Raw genomic sequence first — 18,213 nt, 5'->3', positions numbered from 1 at the left:
ACCAAGCTCATGAGAACTTATTTTAAGCGAATATGAAAATATACAACTTGTATATACAGCTAAAGATAGAGGTTGCTTTTAATATATTGTCATTAAACTTAATATAAATCTAAGACCTATGGATTACTAGTATCAAGAAAGTCCAAATATTATGTTTACTAATTGTTTAAAAAATAATAATCAATTAAACGCAAATAAAAGTACTAACATATCAAATGTTGAAATAGCACTTTTTATAGATCAAATCAAAAGTAATATCTGGGCGTTTGGTATTCCATCTTGGCTTTTCGGAATAACCGATAGAAGTATAGCTGCATTTGCTGATGGTTATTTATCTCCCATAGAGATATTTCAGCTATTGACTGCCTCTTTCTTTTTTCTAAGTTGGTTATATCTCAAGCCTGAGGAAAGCTTCAATAGCAATGATTTAGGCCCTGGCCAATATCAAGAATATCTCGCTCGTACTCAAGCTAACAAGCTTCAAGTAAAAAAGCTCCACATGATTAGCCAGGAGTATATTTTACCGTTTCCTTATATTTGCCAAATTTATCATCTATTGAGCTTAAAACATTTAGAAACAGTTCATAGCTTTAGCCTTAATAACCTGAAAATTTTTGAAATTAGCCACTTTCAGCCTACAAGCACTGGTGGAATAATTAAATTCCAAACAATATTAGATTCTCCAGCTAATCCTCTGAGAATTTGGCGGCAACCCATTGTAGAGGTAGATTTAATATTACATAGTCCCTACACTGTTGAACTGAGTATCCCAGTTTACAATAACAAAAGGATAATTGTTATATTTCATGCTTTCCCGTTAAATGACTCAGAACATCAGTTCTTTATAGATATTTATAGCAATTTAGAGTGGCCAAAGCCATTATTGCAAATAATATTGCATTTTGCTGCTTGTTTGACACTATTTGAAGATTTGCCGTATCTAAGAACTTTAACTGATAAAAATGTAGGGCGTTTATTCAACTTGAGCAGAGCTTCAAATCACGAGACTGCGTTGCTGTTTAAAAGATTCGTTGAGCTATATGGTTCGGGTGGAGAACCAACTAAATTACTTGAGGGAAGGGAAGAGAGTTAGGGGTTAGGAGTGTGGAGTTATGAATTACTAACTCCTCACTTTGTTTGGTTATGCGCGTGCTAGTAAGGGAGCAGCAGCTAGTAAGGATTTGGTATAAGGGTGCTGAGGATTAGCAAAAATAGTTTTTGTAAGACCGAGTTCGACAATTTTACCGCCATTCATTACGGCAATACGATCGCACAAAAATCGAGCTAACCAAAGATCATGAGTGATGAACAGATAAGTTAACTCAAATTCTTCCTTTAATTGCAACATCAAATCTAGCACTTGCGACTGCACGCTAGCATCTAACATACTCACGGGTTCATCGCAGATCAAAAGTTTAGGGTGAGTAATCAAAGCACGAGCGATCGCAACTCTTTGCTGTTGTCCACCAGACAAATCTGATGGATAACGCTCATAATACACTTTTGGCGGTGTTAACCCAACTTTCTCTAGCATCCACAAAACCTGTTCTTTTGCCTTAATGGGATCGGCTAGATTGTGGATAAATAAAGGATCAGCGATACTTTGTCCCACTGTCATCGCCGGATTAAGACAAGCATGGGGATCTTGAAAAACCATTTGGATTTGTCGCCGTGAGGAGCGAATTTCCTGACGCGACAGTTTAGTTAAATCCTGTCCTAAAAACTCAACTTTGCCACTAGTGGGACGAATTAGTTGCAAGATTGTTCGTGATAGCGTACTTTTACCACAACCTGATTCCCCAACTAAGCCGAGAATTTCGCCGGGATAAATATCCAGGTTGATACCATCTACTGCTTTAATTGTCTGGGCTTGTGTCTTAAACAGTCGTTCGATAAAGTTAGGTTCTATGGTGTAGTGTTGCTTGAGTTCACTGACACTCAAAATTGGAGACTGTTTATTAATAATCGGTAATTGCTTTTCTGAGTCATTGGCAATTATCAATTCTCCGTCATCATTTACTGCTTGAATGTGTAAAGCTGCTTTTAAGAGCGATCGCGTGTATTCATGTTGAGGGTGTCTAAATACGGTTTCTGTAGAACCCATTTCGACCATTTTGCCGTTGTACATCACGCCAATGCGATCGCAATACTCAGCCACCATTGCTAAATCGTGAGAAATCAGCAATAATCCCATATTTTCTTCACCACACAGACGAGTTAATTCTTTTAATATCTGTGCGGAGACGGTGACATCTAAACTGGTGGTGGGTTCATCGGCAACAATTAACTTAGGGTTGAGGAGTAAAGCTAAAGCGATCGCTACCCGTTGGCGCATTCCACCGCTAAACTCGTGGGGATACTGATTCCAGCGACTAGCTGGAATATTCACCTTTGCCAAAGTAGCAAGTGCTTTTTTTTTGGCTTCCTGGGTTGATAATTCTGGTGAGTGCGCCTGAAGGGTTTCGATACAATGCTTACCAATCGTCATTAGTGGATCGAGGCGTGTCATGGGATCTTGAAAAATTAAGGCGATCGTTTCTCCCCGAAATTTCCGCAATTGGTTAGGCATCAAGTCAAATACCGACTGTCCTTGAAATGTTACCCTTCCTTCAATTCGACTAGAGGCTGGTAGTAAACGCATTACTGCCCGTCCTATAGTTGACTTACCACAACCTGACTCTCCCACCAATCCCATTCTCTCACCTGGTTGCAAGGTGAAAGATACATCATCAACCGCCCAGCTTGCTTCTTCTCCACTCCGCCCAGGATAGGCAACTCGCAGATTTTCGATACAGAATAAGGCTTCACTCATAATTAGTTATCAGCCCTGAGCTACCAGCTTTTATAATTTCAAATTTAAGATAGTTTATCAGAATAGTATTAGATTTCGTTTTATTGTTTTAGTGTAGGCGTAGTCCGCCGTTGGCATCGCCTCTACAAGAGAAACGTTGAGGTTAGATTAACGTAATGTATTTATCGGCAATCAACCTAAACAGGCGATGAAATTCGCTAATCTTCCATCCTACTAATTTATGTATACTGCTTGTCTCAAGTTTTATCCATTTATGGAGGAGACAAGCAAGTATTATTACTATAGAGCTAATTAATGTTCATGATCTTGATGATGATCAATGATGCCTTGCTCAGTTTCTAGTAGCCGTGAAATAAGCACGTCTGCTTTTCTACTAATAACAGACCTAACTTTATCAATAGCAACTACTTCACTGATTTTTACAACCATTTCCCAAAGAGTATCCTCTTCTGTATCTTTGTTGTAAGTTCTATGTTTAAACCACAATAAATCATCCCAAACTCCAATAACTGTGGCAAAATACCACTTATCTCGTACTAATATCCAGATTTCTTGTTCTAAGTAAGTCTGTAACAGAGGTTTCACAATGGCTCAGATAATAGGAAATATTGTGCTACATATTAAGTAAGTATTAACAGGTAAGGCAACAGTTAAAATACTGAGATATTTTAGTGTAAATTATGTTAAACATTTTCAAACTTAGTAAGCACAAAGTCTATGCTAAGTATGGTTAAGCCGATAGCTAAGTTGATAATTTTGCTAATTTGGTTAATGCTACTTGTATAAAATGCAATTTTATAATTTAGTATTGGCTGCTACAGACGGAAGTATCCAATACAGCAGTATCACTGAGTTGCATTGATCCTATCCCTAAGTTGTAAGTTGGCACATTTCCAAGGGTGCTGTGCTATCTATAGCGCACCTGCCCAACCCAGCAGCGCTATTTGCTCCTTAGCACCTGGAATGAATTCAGCCAGTTACAGCTATTTACAACGTACTTTAGCTGATTAATTCATCCATTTGTGGGAGGCAATTAGCAAGCTAATAAGTATACTTTGCTTATAATCAGATCAACAGAAAATCGTTTGAAATACTATTCACGAATAGATGTATTAATCATGTTAAACCTGATATTCACCGGATGCATAAAAATAAAACCCTTAGTGGTTTCAACAGCTTTTTTCCTGGGTATACAAACTTCTGTCAATGCTGAACCACCCCTTCGTAGTTTGACTACAATACAAACTCAAAATTTATCGCGTGACTTAGTTCCATATAACTCTCAAATTTTTTTCAGGCAAGGAAAAAAGTTGATTGAGAGAGAAATTCAAATTCTTAGGCTAAGGCAATTGCGCCCAATTGAACCTGTTCTTAAGATTGATTTAGTCCAGCAGCTAAAAAGACCACATACCCAGCAAAAGCCTAATATCTTAACTAAGTAAGAATCATCATGCTTTTATGAAACCTTAGAACCTCCAGGCATCGCAATCAGTAGCCATGCTTTTTGTTAACAGATTTTTTGTTTTTTAATAAACTTTGCAATATAAATTTACAATCTTAATCATCTAGCAAACTCATCAACGCTTGAACTTCAACGTCTTGCGGCTCTGATAATTGACACTGTAACGTTAATAATTCGTTTTGTAATGCTTCTGCTACATGGAGCATATTAGATTCTTGTGCAATTTTTAGCTGATTTTCTTTAATCTTGATTTGTTTAAGCAAGTTATTTTTAATGTGACTTGAATTGTAATGTTGAGCAATCATAGCTTTACCTTTTTAGCATTTTATAGAATACAATTAGATATGACACTTATGTATTATTCCACATTTTTACCATTCTTTAAATATTTTGTGATTTAATCTTTATTAATCGTGGTGTTTACGAGTATGGCAGGCTGAACACACCATAAACAATTCTTTAGTGAATAGTATGAACTTAAAGTCTATAAAAAAAGACATTTTCGCCTTTATAAAAATTATATCTATAGTGCTTATAACAAGTGCAATTGGATTGGAATTGTGGAATATTTATGCCGTAATAACTAATAGTAATCTACCAAGCAACCTCAATCCAATTTTTTGGATTGAGCGTTTTGCCATGACTAGCCATTTTATCGAGAGCATTATAGCAGCTTTTTATGCACCGTCAAGGCAAAAGATACCAATAAAATATGCTACTTATACTTTTTTCGTAGGCACAATTGGGTTGTTAGAACTGTTTGCTCAAGAGAATGACTCTTGATGACTCTACGCCTTGAAGAAAAGGCAAGGGAGCAGGGAGCAAGGGGGATAGTTTAAGTTCCCTCTGCCTCTTCGTTAAATTTACGTTCCTAAGCAAAAGTCAGTTGCGGAGATTTACCAATGTAGACGGCTGGTGAATCTGACAGGCAGAAGGGAGTATAGTTTGTATAGTTAGCTTTTTACTGAAATTTTAGTTTGACACTAAGGGATTGAAAAATGTCTACAGATACTGACATAGTTGCTTACGTTGAAGAAAGCGAATTTGATGTTGTTTTAAATGGAAGTGAAGAGAAAGTAGTTGTTGTTGATTTTACTGCTACTTGGTGTGGCCCCTGTCGCCTAGTTAGTCCGTTAATGGAGCAACTTGCCGAGGAATACAAAGGTCGCGCCAAAGTTGTTAAGGTAGATGTTGACAACAACAAGCCAATTTTCAAAAAATTTGGTCTTCGCAGTATTCCAGCAGTTTTAATTTTTAAAGATGGTAATTTAGCAGAAACTATCGTAGGAGTTTCGCCTTACGAGCAGTTTAGCGAAGCTGTTAATAAGCTTCTTTAGTTAATTCGTAATTAAAAAGGGTTTGTACCCAATGCCTAATAACGGCAGTGACGTTTCATGTGGTGTTTAAATTTCCTGAACTTCTCACCACTTGAAGCATAATTATGAATTATGCATTTTTAAACCTTTTGTTTTCGCTTATAATGTACTTGGAGTAAGCCAGTAGAATATTGTTTGGAGTTAATTAGTTCCAATTTCTCTTCAGGGCTAGGTGGTGGGAAAAGCTGTATACCTCTGCCTAAAATAATCGGAATTGTTGAAATAATATATTCGTCAATCAAGCTGTGTTGAAGAAACGAATTGATTAATGCTCCGCCACCAACTAACCAGATGTTTTTATAACCTTGAGCCTCTATATTTGCTAAGGCTGGCTCCACTGGCTCAGAAACAAACACAACGTCTTCACGGTCAGATTGGAGATGGCGCTGGGTGAAAACGAAGGATTTTTTCTCCGGATAAGGCCATTCATCAAAACCAAGCCCTACTTCATAAGTATTGCTACCTAACACGATCGCATCAATCGATTCGTAGAAAGCAGTGTAACCGTAGTCTTCACCTTCTGTATCAAGGAATGAGAGCCAATCAATTCCGCCATCACTACGAGCAATGTAGCCATCCAAGCTAGCTGCAATGTAGAGTGTAACTTTCGTCATTGTGCTTCTGAATATAGTGGTTTTCAACCAATTACTTACGTTTTTTGATTGTGCGATTTAAACCGACCTGCAACAAATTCTCGCTTAGATAAATGTTTTGTAGCACGTTTGGTGACTCGCTCTCGCCACATCTGGAAACTAGATTCTTTCATTTCGCGCCTCATTAGAGCAATTACCTGTTTTTCCAGGAGTCCAAACTGAGCCTCAATGGTATCAAAAGATGTTCTATCTTCCCATGCCATTTCAATGATGCGATCGATGGTTTGTGAATCGAGATCAGGTAGTTTCATTCCTTTTCTGGCAATTGATAAATTAGAGCTATATATATTTTACTTTTAGTTTTAAATAACCGTTGTGTCTGCTGCACCCAGTTGCAGAGCATAGAGGTTGGCATAGACACCTTGCTGATTGATGAGTTCGGCGTGAGTGCCCTGCTCTACAATTTGTCCTTGCTGAATTACTAATACCTGATCTGCCTGGGTAACTGTACTCAGGCGGTGGGCAATTACGAAACTAGTACGACCTTGCAGCAAACGAGCGATCGCAGTTTGTACTAGCGCTTCTGTACGCGTGTCAATGCTACTGGTGGCTTCATCAAGAATCAGAATTCGGGGATTAATCAACACCGCACGGGCAATACTGATTAGCTGTCGCTGTCCCTGACTCAAAGGCGCTCCCCGTTCACCCAATTGAGTTGTATAGCCTTGTGGTAGTGAGGTAATGAAATCATGCACATTTGCCAGTTGTGCAGCTTCTTCGATATCAGCTTGGGTAGCATGGGCAGAGCCAAAGGCTATGTTTTCGGCGACAGTGCCACTGAATAAAATATTGTCTTGCAGGACAATGCCAATTTGTCGCCGCAGACTTGCTTGAGTAACGCTACGCACATCGATATCATCAATTTTCACTGCACCGCCAGATACATCATAAAAGCGCAAAATCAAGTTAATAATTGTACTTTTTCCTGAACCGGTCGGCCCTACTAACGCAACCATCTGTCCTGGATAGGCGTGCAAATTCACTCCTTTGAGAACTAATTGATCTGGGTTGTAGCTAAACTTGACATTCTCAAATGTCACTTCCCCCTGAATGGGCGGCATTTCTGTCGCATCGGGTGCGTCTTTGAGTTGGGACGGTTCATCGAGCAATAGAAAGATTCGCTCTAATCCGGCGAAGGCAGATTGAGCTTGGGTGTAAAACTGGCTGAGAATTTGGATCGGGCGGAAGAACTGCTGGACGTAAAGTAAAAATGATGTCACCACACCGACTGTTGCACCCCCTGTTACCGCAAGATAGCCACCATAAGCCAGCACACCTGCGGTTGCTAATGTGTTGAGAAAATCGATGGAGGGCAAAAAGGCCGAAGTAATTGCTACAGCCTCGACGTTAGCATCACGATTGGCAGCGTTAAGAACGTCAAATTCTTCGATATTCATCTGTACACGATTAAATGCCTGTGCTTCTCGAACGCTGCCAATATCTTCTTCTAACTTGGCAGAAAGTTCCCCAATCGTCTGCCGAGTAACGCGAAACCTAGCTCTTGCCCAACGTGCAAACAAGCTTGTGGTAAAAATCATCAGTGGCACAACCAGGTTACTCAACAAGCCGAGTTGCAGGTTGATTGAGAGCATTGCAATGATTATACCGACCAAACTAAAAGTGTTGCCTAGCATTTGAGCGATCGTTAGTCCAAATGCCTGATTTACGGTATTAACATCATTTAGCAGGCGGCTCATTAAATCGCCCGCTTCACTGCGATCAAAGAAGCTGAGGGGCAGACTTTGGATTTTTATAAAAATATCTTGTCTCAGTTGAGCCAGCAATCGCTGCATAATCCAGCCGACTCGAATAATTTGACCCCGGATTGCTAATACGCCAAATCCGTAGTTCAGCGCTAGTAGTCCTAATAACAGTAGGAGTCCCTGCAAATTCCCTTGTGCAATTAGGTGATCAATCGACCAACCGATAAAAAACGGCCCAATTGTCTGGGTTACGGCACCAATAAATACTAATGTCAGGGCGATAGGAATTTCTTTTCGATAAAGTAGTAGGTATTGTAAAAAACGTTGTAGGGTGGAGAGTTGCTGACTCGCTTGATCTTCAGATGCAACAACGGGAACTGTGCCTCTCATAGCAATTTTGGATTTTAAATTAAGAGTCTTTGTCTTGATTACAAGGCTGTATAAAAATCTCAAGCAATACTATTTATTTAGTTTGGTTTCATTTTTCTCTTTCGCCTTTACTTGAGATTCCAAAATCACACCGTAGAGTGGGCTGGTTTGCATCAATTCCTCGTGTGTGCCTTGTGCCACCAATCGTCCTTTATCCATTAGAAAAATGCGATCGGCATTTTTAACGGTGCTAATGCGTTGAGCAACTACAAAAGTTGTACAAGCTTTTTGGCGCATTAAGCCATCTAGTTCGGCTTGAATCTGGGCAGCAGTTTTGGCATCCACAGCTGAGGTGCTATCGTCCAAAATCAGAATGCTGTAATCGGTGAGTAAGGTACGTGCGATCGCAATTCTTTGTTTTTGTCCACCAGATAAGCCCACGCCCCGTTCACCTACAATCGTCTCGTAGCCATCAGGTAAACTACTGATAAAATCGTGCATTTGGGCAGTTTTGGCAACCTCAATTACCTCCTCTAGCCTTGCATCGGGTTTGGCGTAGGCAATATTTTCGCGGATTGTGCCAGAGAAGAGGGTGGTTTCCTGAAATACAATACCGATATGCGCTCTGAGGCTTTTGAGGGTGAAATCTTTTACATCTCGTCCGTCAATGCGAACTGCTCCCTTTGTGACATCGTAAAAGCGGGGAAGCAAGTTCATAATTGTGCTTTTCCCGGAACCAGTCATCCCTAAAACGGCGATAAGCTCTTTGGGCTTTGTTTCAAAGGAAACTCCTTTGAGAGTTTCAGTGCTGGCTCCTGGATAGCGAAAGCAAACATTTTCAAAGGTGATTCTACCGCCGCAGGTTTCAAATGGGACAGCACCAGGGCGATCGCGAATTTCTACTTCCGCATCTACAACTTCGTAGACACGTTCGGCGGAAGCAGCTGATTGAGCGATCGCAGGTGCAGCAAATCCAATCAACAAAATTGGTTGGAGAATTAAAGCTAAGTAGGAGTTAAACGCCACCAGTTCGCCAATGGAGAATCTACCCCCAATTACTTGCGCTCCCCCATAGGCGAAAACTGCCAATGTTACCAAATTACTAAGCAAAAAGATAAACGGGAAGGTATTGTGGATGGCGCTAATGGTCTTCATGTTTGCCCTGACTAGGGAATCATTCATGGTCGTGTAACGCGACCTTTCGGTGGATTCCCGCACAAACGCTTTCACTACCCGTATTCCTAGCAAGTTCTCTTGCAATACAGCATTGAGGTCGCTTAGTTGCTCTTGTACTTGCCGGAAGAGTTTGTTATTCCGAGCGACAAATTGTCCCATCAACCATGCATTAAGGGGGACTACCGTTAGCGTAATCAGCGCTAGTTCCCAGTTCATTAGCAGCAAAACCACCGAAATACTTACCAATGTTACAACTGAAGCAATGACCTGAATCAGGCTAGTGCCAACAAAGGTACGGATCTGCTCAATGTCGCTGGTGACACGGGTTAACAGTTGCGAAGTCTGCGACTGGTCATGATAACTGAAACTGAGATTTTGAATTTTGCTGAAAATCTTGTTTCGCAGGTCATAGGCTACACCCTGAGACGCTGCTTCTGCCAAATAGCTTTGTCCAAAGTTAAATACACCACGAGCGATCGCGGCAAGTACCAGCCAAGCCGCGCTATATAGCACAATTTGGAGGTTTTTTTGCGTGATACCCTGATCAATTCCCCACCGAAATAGTTGTGGAGTAACTGCGTTTGCGATCGTCAACAGCAACAGACTCACCAATGCTCCTAGCGAAGTCCATCGGTAAGTGCTTAAACTCTTAAGCACGCGCTGCATTGACTGTATCGACGAATTTTCCTGGAGTTCTGGTTGCTGAACCACTGGAATTTACCCCTGTATCTTTGGAAAATTATCTCGTATTTTGATTGTAAAAAACCAATTGGTCAGTAGGGAATGTGGGATCTGTTCATGGTGATAATTCTAAATTTTGGGACAACGATATGGGAAAATACCTCTTTGGCAAGCATTGTGGCTAATCTTAAATATCGAAGAAAACCAAAGAACAAGAATAATGGCTCAAAATTTTCATAACAATTCCCAACTTCCCTCGGATATGTCAACTGCTATCAGTCGCACAGCAAAGCCAAGTTCTGAGTTCTACTCTATTTTTTCTGAAGAAGAAGTTTTAGGAATAATTTATGCATTGGAAGTCAGGCGAGAAATCCCTCTAAAGTATTCTTATAAAGGTAGAGGCGCAAAAATATGGAACGATTTTTATCTAAAATATGTTATTCCTACGTGGTATCGAACATCGAATGTAGAAATTGACCTTTTAAAAGACAATTTTAAATATTTGAACGACAATATTAAAACTGGTGAAAAAGTAAGTATTGTAGACGTTGGTGCAGGAAATTCATATCCAGTTAAAAATTTTATTCAAAGACTTAATAAGTTGGGAAAGGTTAATAAATACATTGCTTTAGATATTAGTAAGGAATTACTTAATGTATCCAAAAATAATTTTACTAAATGGTTTCCTCTTGTCGAATTTATCAGTTCCACAATTGATATAGAAAATAGTTGTGTACCCAAAAATTTATTCCAGAATAAAGCTAGCCTTGAAATTGATGACACAGCAAAAATATTTTTCCACTTAGGCGTTACCATCGGAAACCATCAAAACAGAGATGAGGTACTAAAAAACTTTAGAGATAGCATGGAAAAAAATGATTTTTTGGTGTTTACTAATGAAATTGGCTCTAACTCTACATGGAATGGAAACGTGAGAGGTGGCTGCAAGTATCATGTAGAAGAAATATATGGATGGGTTAAAAGCAAGATTGGGATTAAATCTGAAGATTGTGAATTGGTGAGAAAGTATGATTTAAAAACAGATAGTGTAGTTGCTAATATGAAACTCCATCATAATTACACTATAGATTTCAGTAGAATGGGGATAGATAAGAGGATTGAAATATCTGAAGGTGAAGAAATTACTATTTGGCGGCATCATAAATATGAAATGCCTAAACTTTTGCAAGAACTAGAACGTTCTGGATTGCAACTTCTTCACTATAATACTGACAAATATAAATCACATATTATGGTAATTTGTAAGGTTGCTAGTAACTAACCTTTTAATGAAATTTTGTGCCGTCCAACACCTCAACTTTTCAAAGAAATTGGCGGGGGTGTTTTCATCCAAATAGAAAAAAACTAAAATCGGGTTTGAAAGCCTTGCGAACTTTCGGGAGAAGGAATGGAAGTAGGGAAAAAAGCCATCATAGAAAACGAGAAATCAAGACTTTTCTCTGATGATGTTCAAAAAGCAGTTGACTTAGTTTGTGTATTAATTAAATGTACATCAAACGCGGTCTAGGCTGAGGAACTGGACGCCCTAAATCCTTAGCTGCTTCGCTCCATTCCTGCATAACTAATTCTACATTATGCAATGCTTCTTGATAAGAATCACCGTCAGCAGCACAGCCTGGTAATTCTGGTACTTCAGCAATAAAGGCTTGATCTAACTCACTCCAGTAGAGAATAACTTCATACCGAAACATCATTTTTACTTCCTAGCTTATACTTGAGAATTACTGCACGAATTTGTTTAATTTGATAGCTTTTGGCTTTTCCTCTCTTATGTTGCAGATTCAATATTTCCTCAATATCGGCTTTGACAAAAATTCGATGATCGCCACGAATCCGTTCCTCAAAGCCTAGTGTATATAAGAGTTGCCACAGTTGGGCGAAAGGGATGTCTGTATCAGAAGTCCCAGAGAGGATCTTTTCTAAGAGTTTGTCTTGCTGACTCACGTTTTTATGGCTGTCTTAATACTTCTATAGTCTCATATTTATTTAAAATCAGGGTATACGTGGGTGTTTACTCAAATTTACAAGTCATATAGGTAACTACAGAGGTCAAATTGTTCAGATTGCTCATATCATAGGCTGAGGTATAAATCAGTCTCAGTTAACGTAGAATATTGAGTAATAAATATTACATGGATATGAAGAACCAAATTATAGCGATCGCTGCCTTTTTAACCACAATTAGTTTGACAACAACCGTACAGGCAGCAAATTCTGAACATATTAGACAGCTATTGGCAACTAAACAATGTCAAAACTGCGATTTGACAAATGCAGGTTTAGTGATGGCTGACTTATCTGGAGCCAATTTGAGCGGTGCTAATCTTGCAGGTGCTAACCTCAGCCGGGCAAACTTGAGTGGCGCAGATTTGCGCGGTGCAAACTTGAGTGGCGCTAGTTTATTTGGTGTTAACCTGAGCGAAGCTAAATTTAGTGGGGCAAATTTGGCAGGTGCTGATTTGAGAAATACTTATCTAGCAAATGCAGAACTGACTGCTGCTTACTTAAATGGGACTAACTTCCAAGGTGCAGTTGGTATACCATCACAAATTGCTTCACCAGAAGAATTTTATGCTTTGGGTGTAGCAGAAGCACAAAAAGGCAACCAACAGCAAGCAATCAGTTATTTTAATCAAGCGATCGCTATTAAACCAGAATATGCGGGTGCTTATTTAGCTCGTGGTGTTGCCCGTTACCAAATATTAGATAGACAAGGTGCATTCCAAGATGCCCAAATTGCGGAAAAAATGTTTACATCCCAAAACAACGGCCCTGGAACGCTAACAGCCCAAGCTTTTATTCAAGAACTGCAAACACCCGTCAATGAAAAAGTAAGTGCTGGTAAGCCCAGTTTCGTTGACTTTTTAGGAAGTTTAGGCTCAGTTTTGCTCCAGTTCTTGCCTTTTTGAGGAGGAAAGTTGAAATAACAGGGGGATAATAACAGATGACAAGTGACAAATAACAAATGACTTTATCTAACGAGTTATGGGCAGCAAATCAAGACCTAGCCCAAGCTTGCCTAGAGCATCCTTTTGTTCAAAGCATTGCCGATGGTACTCTTGAGCAGGTTAAATTTGCTTACTACGTAGGGCAAGATGCTTTTTTCTTAGAAGCTTTTGCCCGTGCGTATAGTATTGCCGCAGCTAAAGCACCAGACTGGTTAGGTTTCACCACATTTCATAACTTAGCTAGTGGAGTTTTAGAAGAACTGCGATTGCATAATGGCTATGCTTCCCAGTGGGGAATAAATTTGCATTCTGTAGAACCAGGAACTGCTACTCGCCGCTATACTGACTTTTTGTTAGCAACTGCTTGGGGTGGAGATGTGGGTTTAACTGCTGCGGCGATGTCTCCCTGTATGCGTTTGTATTACTTTTTGGGAGAAAAGTTAGCCTGTAACGGCATTCCTAATCATCAATATGCAGACTGGATTCGTACTTACAGTAGCGCAGACTTTCAACCACTAACACAACAATTAGAAAGTTTAGTTAACAATTATGCCATTAGCAATTCTGTTGTGCATTCAACCTACCGTTATGCTATGTTTTGCGAACGCGACTTTTTTCAGGCTGCGTGGATTTTGGAGTAGTTTGCCTATTTGGATTAATAGAATTTTATTATTGAGGTAAATTCTTTGTTGCCGAGCCTCGATAAATTCGCTCCATTTGTTCGGGAGAAAGCACTGTCATTGGAAACCATTCACGTGCGGAAATAGGGAGTTCCTCGGACGATTGAGACGCCTGTTGTTGAGTTTTAGTGAAATGTATTTCCACATTGCTAGTTAAAGGTGGGCTGATTAATGTCTCATCTATCTTTGATGGGGAAAGCTGATTTTGGAGCAAGACATAGGCGTGTTTTTGTGGTTCGTATGACAAAATTTCTCCTGTCTCAATTTGATAAATCCAAGCATAAATACTGAGTTTTCCTTGGTGAAGCTTAGAACGAATCACCGGATAAGTCCGTAAATTTTCGATTTGTGTGAGTACATTCTCAGCAGTAATTATTTCTAACAGTTCTTCCCCTTCATAGTGGCTATAATTATCTTTCACCAGTCGTCGGGTTGCCTCTGTATACTTGAGCCAGTCATGTACAAGTGGCATTTCTACCCGCAAGCTGTCTAACTTCATTAACCCTTTCATCGCACCACAATGCGAGTGACCACAGACAATAATTTGTTGAATATCTAATGCTTGAATAGCATATTCAATTGTTGCCCCTTCACCACCATTAGTCGCACCAAATGGTGGAATAATGTTGCCTGCATTGCGGATAACAAACAATTCACCTAATCCGGCTTGCGTAATCAGGTTTGGGTCAATACGCGAATCTGAACAAGTAATAAATAGTACTCTGGGCTTTTGACCATGAGAAAGTTGTTCAAACAGTTCTTCATTGGCAGAAAAATAACTACTTTGGAATTCGCGCAAACCTTTAATCAATTTTTTCATAAAAGTACCTAATTGATTTACGTACGAAAGATTTAATTGGACAATTAAATAAGCATATACCAACAAAAGCAACAGTTGGTTTATTTTATACCATCAAATATTGCTTATAACAAAAGTAAATCGCAGCAACGTAGATGACTCCTTTAAGTAATTAAGTACTTGCTGCCAAAGAAAACCAAGATTGAAAACTTGACAAAACCCTGCCAAACCAAACTTCAAGTTGTTAGATACAATTCACTAAATTTTATTTATGAAATGAGAAATAATATCTATAAATAGATTGACTCAATTATCGTCTTTTGCCATTATACCATTGGCTTAGTCAAAGAGTGAAATTTGTTATTGCATTGTTTAAGCTGTCTTGCAAAACTACCCTCTATAGCGGCAGTTTTAATATTAATCAATCTGCAATTGGTAATAATTTTGGTATTTTATCCTTCCACTCATCTAATTTCTCATTTTTTATCTGCACAAGCAATCCCCTACTGCGGAAATTTTGCCAACAGCTTTTTAATGACTATCTGCTTTCGTCGGCTCATTATTCCAGCACGCGAACAAGTACTTAAAGCTTGGGTTTTGTCTTAAAATCTCAGCCATCTAGGGTATTTCCAGCCTTTCAGCCCGCAATTCAGACCTAACTCGCTCTAAAATCGATGGTGTTTACCTCATGTTCACGAGGGCTAAAACCCTAATTTTTACGTTGATTTCCAAAAGTTTGAGATTTACTGATTAATATTTCTGATAATGACCAAAAGTTTATTTTACTATTATTCACTACCTTTACAACTTGACAAGAGATTAATACTGATTAAAACAAGAGGCAGACGACCCAAAAAGGTGAGAATAGTGAAAAATCTTGGTTAATAAAATTGACTCAGGTTTGTGAAACAGTTTTTTTTGATAAAAGTACTTGGTAAAAGGACATTTGTCTAGATTAGTTAGTACCAGTAAAAAAACTGTCATAGTCGGAATCAGGTAAGCAATCACCTAAGAAATATATTAAAAAGGGTGATCTAAAAATTTTTCTACACTCAAGTATCAAATGTTACTTGTAACATCAATACTTTTCTGTCATAAGCAACGACAAAAAGCGGGAGCTATACTTTTAATGCGTTTGTTTTAGTAGTAAATTATGGTTAAAATTATTAGGTTTTATGTTTAAAATACCGACACTTTTTTTTGTAGTATTATCTATGTTTTATCTTCTAATTTTAAAGGATGCTGACACATCTATGGTTTATATGCTTGGTGCAATAGTTTGTACATTATTATTAATAAACAATAAACTGTCACCTCGAAATTAGTTTGTTAAAATAAATATTTAATTAATATGTGTTATTATTGCACTTCGCATTTTAACCAATTCACCAGATATCTTCAAAATTAAGCACAAATCCAGGCAGTATATTTTCTCATGATAAACTAGCAGGAGATTGCAGCACTTCATCATCTCTACCAGAGCGATAAATTTCTACTTGCTGAGTTTCTAAATCAATTAACCAACCTAATCTAGTACCGTTGTCTCGATACTCTTGCATTTTATTTTGTAGTCTTTTTAAACAATCAGTATCAGAACGCAATTCCACGACAAAATCAGGACATACAGGCAAAAATCTCTCTTTTTGCTCCTGTGTGAGACAATCCCATTTGTCACGTCTTAACCAAGATGCATCGGGAGAAGGAACTGCCCCATTTGGTAAAATAAACCCAACCGAAGAACCAAAAGTTATACCTAGTGACTCATCACGATTCCATACTCCAAGTTGAGCAGTTAAATTAGCATTGCGGTTGCTGGTTAAAGCACCGACTAAACGCATTAATAGCAATGTGCCATCAGCATTACGCTCAAATCTGATTAATTCATTTATCTGACATAACTGGAAGAATTGCTCATCTGTTATTTGAAGAACAGGAGCAAAGTTGATAGTTAACGCATCTATAGAAAAATTTAAACTTGAATATTTTCATAAAAATGCCAAAGGCGAATGCACTTTAGCGAAAAAAACATTTAGAATGATTGGCTCTAAGTGTTGATTACTTTATCCGCAGCACCAGTTAAGATTTCATCCATCCAAGCATTTATGCTTTTGCCAGCCTTCTTTAGCAGCAATAAATATTTTGCGGTGGTGTTCAGGTGTTGTGCGGAATGGAAGTTTATCAGAGAATGGTTTATCAGGTTCCTCTTCTAGTTCTTCACAGAAAGCAAGATAATCATCAACAGAAGTTTGAAATTCTTGACGCGCTTCGTCTACAGTTTTTGCTTTAAAGGTAATCACGTCATTAATATCTAGGACTTGACCAAAAAGTATTCCCGCTTCTACATCTACTTCTATACTAGCTGTGTATCCCTTATAATTCATCATATTTCAATTCCTGCCTTAATTAAAAGTTCTCTAACAGATTTGACTGCTCCTTAATCTGTCTCATTTTGAGGATGTGGTTCGTGAAAAACAGCTTTTACATCATTTAATTTCACACGAACCCGCGAACCTCTACCTTGGGTAATATCAGCACCGAGAGCTATAAATAAACTTTCAATATCTTTCCAAAGAATATTAGATGGTACAAAATTTATAAAAATTAACTCTAAAATCTGACGTTGTATGTTATTGATATCCATTTAATCAATACAATTACAGCCATCCTACAGTTAAGTTGAGTATAGCGATCAAGTAAGCGATATCATAATATGATCTCATTGAAAATATAGAAGCGATCGCTGTTTCTACGATGGCATTTTAAGCGATCGCCTGTTGTGGAAGAGTGAGTGCGATCGCTATTTATAAACATTCAATTCTCAATTTTGCGAGGCTGCCATAGGCTCGTATCACAACCCCAACCAATACCGCAAAGATTGCTCTAAAAGTTCAGCATCAGCATCAGCTAACTTGCCAATCACTTTGACAACTAAGCTTTTATGCACTGTGTATAAACCTCTCTTGACTGCTGTAGCCACGTTTAGCCCTGCTGCTGCCCATTCAGACAAGACAAACTCACCTTCTAGCAATGCTCCAGTTTTGCTTGTCAAGGGTGTAATTAGGATGTCTTGAGAAATATGCGGCGCACTTACAACAACAGCAGGTCTAACTTTTGAACTGGACAAATCTGAAAAGGGATACTGAACCAAAATGATGTCATTTTTAGAGTAGTTGGGCATAGACATCATCCTCAGTGTTATCCCAAACTGATGAAAGTGATGTTTGACTGCTTTGAAGCCAAAATTCAGTTTCATCATCAGGAAGCAGCGTCACTAGCACTCTTGTCCCTTCCGGTAATTCCTCTGACTCCAGCAATTCGATTTTCCCTTCCCGAACAGTAGCCCAAAGTGTTTTTAGCATATCTGTTTTTTGAACAATCATGTTTTGATTTTACGCTTGTATGCCTAAAAGAGCGATCGCCTGACAGAAAACCTCAAAAATAATGCGATCACCTGTTGTGCAAGAGTGTGCGATCGCATTACAGAAAACCTCAAAAACAAAGCGTAGACGCGTAACTGCTTATCGCTAGACATC

The 18,213-nt window shown here is 38.8% G+C and carries 21 protein-coding genes and 1 pseudogene; 6 read left to right on the top strand and 16 right to left on the bottom strand.

What is annotated here, in order from left to right; all coding sequences use genetic code 11:
- The first annotated feature begins 151 nt into the window (after positions 1 to 151).
- A complete protein-coding gene (locus H6G96_RS00650) occupies positions 152 to 1,093 on the top strand; it encodes a hypothetical protein (RefSeq protein ID WP_190909452.1) in 942 nt (313 codons plus the stop codon).
- Between the two features lie 48 nt (positions 1,094 to 1,141).
- On the opposite strand, the gene H6G96_RS00645 is transcribed toward H6G96_RS00650, so the two are convergent.
- From H6G96_RS00645 to H6G96_RS00635, 3 genes are all read right to left on the bottom strand, one after another.
- Complete coding sequence (locus tag H6G96_RS00645) at positions 1,142 to 2,812, bottom strand: ABC transporter ATP-binding protein (protein WP_190909451.1); 1,671 nt, start codon at positions 2,810 to 2,812, stop codon at positions 1,142 to 1,144.
- 291 nt (positions 2,813 to 3,103) lie between these two features.
- Complete coding sequence (locus H6G96_RS00640; RefSeq protein ID WP_190909450.1) at positions 3,104 to 3,397, bottom strand: hypothetical protein; 294 nt, start codon at positions 3,395 to 3,397, stop codon at positions 3,104 to 3,106.
- A 972-nt stretch (positions 3,398 to 4,369) separates the two neighbouring features.
- Positions 4,370 to 4,579: a hypothetical protein gene (locus tag H6G96_RS00635; RefSeq protein ID WP_190909449.1), complete on the bottom strand. Its 210-nt coding sequence runs from the start codon at positions 4,577 to 4,579 to the stop codon at positions 4,370 to 4,372.
- A 166-nt stretch (positions 4,580 to 4,745) separates the two neighbouring features.
- On the opposite strand from H6G96_RS00635, the gene H6G96_RS00630 reads away from it, so the two are divergent.
- Positions 4,746 to 5,057: a hypothetical protein gene (locus tag H6G96_RS00630; RefSeq protein ID WP_190909448.1), complete on the top strand. Its 312-nt coding sequence runs from the start codon at positions 4,746 to 4,748 to the stop codon at positions 5,055 to 5,057.
- Positions 5,058 to 5,272: 215 nt separating this feature from the next.
- Entirely contained in the window at positions 5,273 to 5,611 is a 339-nt protein-coding gene (trxA, locus tag H6G96_RS00625; protein ID WP_190909447.1) for a thioredoxin, read from the top strand.
- A gap of 119 nt (positions 5,612 to 5,730) precedes the next feature.
- On the opposite strand, the gene H6G96_RS00620 is transcribed toward trxA, so the two are convergent.
- The 4 genes from H6G96_RS00620 to H6G96_RS00605 form a co-directional block, all read right to left on the bottom strand.
- Entirely contained in the window at positions 5,731 to 6,264 is a 534-nt protein-coding gene (locus H6G96_RS00620) for a dihydrofolate reductase family protein (protein WP_190909446.1), read from the bottom strand.
- Positions 6,265 to 6,299: 35 nt separating this feature from the next.
- A complete protein-coding gene (locus H6G96_RS00615; RefSeq protein ID WP_190909445.1) occupies positions 6,300 to 6,554 on the bottom strand; it encodes a TIGR03643 family protein in 255 nt (84 codons plus the stop codon).
- A 51-nt stretch (positions 6,555 to 6,605) separates the two neighbouring features.
- Positions 6,606 to 8,396, bottom strand: coding sequence for an ABC transporter ATP-binding protein (locus tag H6G96_RS00610; protein WP_190909444.1), 1,791 nt, complete (start codon positions 8,394 to 8,396; stop codon positions 6,606 to 6,608).
- Between the two features lie 69 nt (positions 8,397 to 8,465).
- Positions 8,466 to 10,262: an ABC transporter transmembrane domain-containing protein gene (locus H6G96_RS00605; protein WP_190909443.1), complete on the bottom strand. Its 1,797-nt coding sequence runs from the start codon at positions 10,260 to 10,262 to the stop codon at positions 8,466 to 8,468.
- Between the two features lie 190 nt (positions 10,263 to 10,452).
- Between H6G96_RS00605 and H6G96_RS00600 the strand changes: the two genes are divergently transcribed.
- Positions 10,453 to 11,514 carry an L-histidine N(alpha)-methyltransferase gene (locus H6G96_RS00600; protein WP_190909941.1) on the top strand — a complete coding sequence of 354 codons (1,062 nt, stop codon included), beginning with the start codon at positions 10,453 to 10,455 and terminating at the stop codon, positions 11,512 to 11,514.
- Between the two features lie 220 nt (positions 11,515 to 11,734).
- Here H6G96_RS00600 and H6G96_RS00595 read toward each other — a convergent pair whose 3' ends face one another.
- Together H6G96_RS00595 and H6G96_RS00590 are read right to left on the bottom strand one after the other, a co-directional pair.
- Positions 11,735 to 11,947, bottom strand: coding sequence for a type II toxin-antitoxin system HicB family antitoxin (locus tag H6G96_RS00595; protein WP_190909442.1), 213 nt, complete (start codon positions 11,945 to 11,947; stop codon positions 11,735 to 11,737).
- Positions 11,931 to 12,197 carry a type II toxin-antitoxin system HicA family toxin gene (locus H6G96_RS00590; protein ID WP_190727589.1) on the bottom strand — a complete coding sequence of 89 codons (267 nt, stop codon included), beginning with the start codon at positions 12,195 to 12,197 and terminating at the stop codon, positions 11,931 to 11,933. The genes H6G96_RS00595 and H6G96_RS00590 overlap by 17 nt, the downstream gene beginning before the upstream one ends.
- Before the next feature lie 194 nt (positions 12,198 to 12,391).
- Between H6G96_RS00590 and H6G96_RS00585 the strand changes: the two genes are divergently transcribed.
- Entirely contained in the window at positions 12,392 to 13,162 is a 771-nt protein-coding gene (locus H6G96_RS00585; RefSeq protein WP_190909441.1) for a pentapeptide repeat-containing protein, read from the top strand.
- Positions 13,163 to 13,218: 56 nt separating this feature from the next.
- Positions 13,219 to 13,842, top strand: a complete 624-nt coding sequence (locus tag H6G96_RS00580) for a TenA family protein (protein ID WP_190909440.1) — start codon at positions 13,219 to 13,221, stop codon at positions 13,840 to 13,842.
- A 28-nt stretch (positions 13,843 to 13,870) separates the two neighbouring features.
- Here H6G96_RS00580 and H6G96_RS00575 read toward each other — a convergent pair whose 3' ends face one another.
- From H6G96_RS00575 to H6G96_RS42255, 7 genes and pseudogenes are all read right to left on the bottom strand, one after another.
- Positions 13,871 to 14,701 carry a carbonic anhydrase gene (locus H6G96_RS00575; RefSeq protein WP_190909439.1) on the bottom strand — a complete coding sequence of 277 codons (831 nt, stop codon included), beginning with the start codon at positions 14,699 to 14,701 and terminating at the stop codon, positions 13,871 to 13,873.
- A gap of 1,412 nt (positions 14,702 to 16,113) precedes the next feature.
- Positions 16,114 to 16,602 carry a Uma2 family endonuclease gene (locus H6G96_RS00570; RefSeq protein WP_347242164.1) on the bottom strand — a complete coding sequence of 163 codons (489 nt, stop codon included), beginning with the start codon at positions 16,600 to 16,602 and terminating at the stop codon, positions 16,114 to 16,116.
- 122 nt (positions 16,603 to 16,724) lie between these two features.
- A pseudogene (locus H6G96_RS00565) lies at positions 16,725 to 17,061 on the bottom strand (type II toxin-antitoxin system HicB family antitoxin).
- A 53-nt stretch (positions 17,062 to 17,114) separates the two neighbouring features.
- A complete protein-coding gene (locus H6G96_RS00560) occupies positions 17,115 to 17,321 on the bottom strand; it encodes a type II toxin-antitoxin system HicA family toxin (protein WP_190909438.1) in 207 nt (68 codons plus the stop codon).
- 207 nt (positions 17,322 to 17,528) lie between these two features.
- Complete coding sequence (locus tag H6G96_RS00555) at positions 17,529 to 17,858, bottom strand: type II toxin-antitoxin system PemK/MazF family toxin (protein ID WP_190909437.1); 330 nt, start codon at positions 17,856 to 17,858, stop codon at positions 17,529 to 17,531.
- Entirely contained in the window at positions 17,842 to 18,060 is a 219-nt protein-coding gene (locus H6G96_RS00550; RefSeq protein WP_242063128.1) for a hypothetical protein, read from the bottom strand. Before H6G96_RS00550 ends, H6G96_RS00555 begins: the two co-directional genes overlap by 17 nt.
- Positions 18,061 to 18,083: 23 nt before the next feature.
- Positions 18,084 to 18,212, bottom strand: a complete 129-nt coding sequence (locus tag H6G96_RS42255; RefSeq protein WP_277932887.1) for a hypothetical protein — start codon at positions 18,210 to 18,212, stop codon at positions 18,084 to 18,086.
- Position 18,213: the final 1 nt, after the last annotated feature.

The organism is Nostoc sp. FACHB-892, assembly GCF_014698795.1.
Lineage (GTDB): Bacteria > Cyanobacteriota > Cyanobacteriia > Cyanobacteriales > Nostocaceae > Nostoc.
This window is presented reverse-complemented; position numbering and strand designations above follow the sequence as displayed.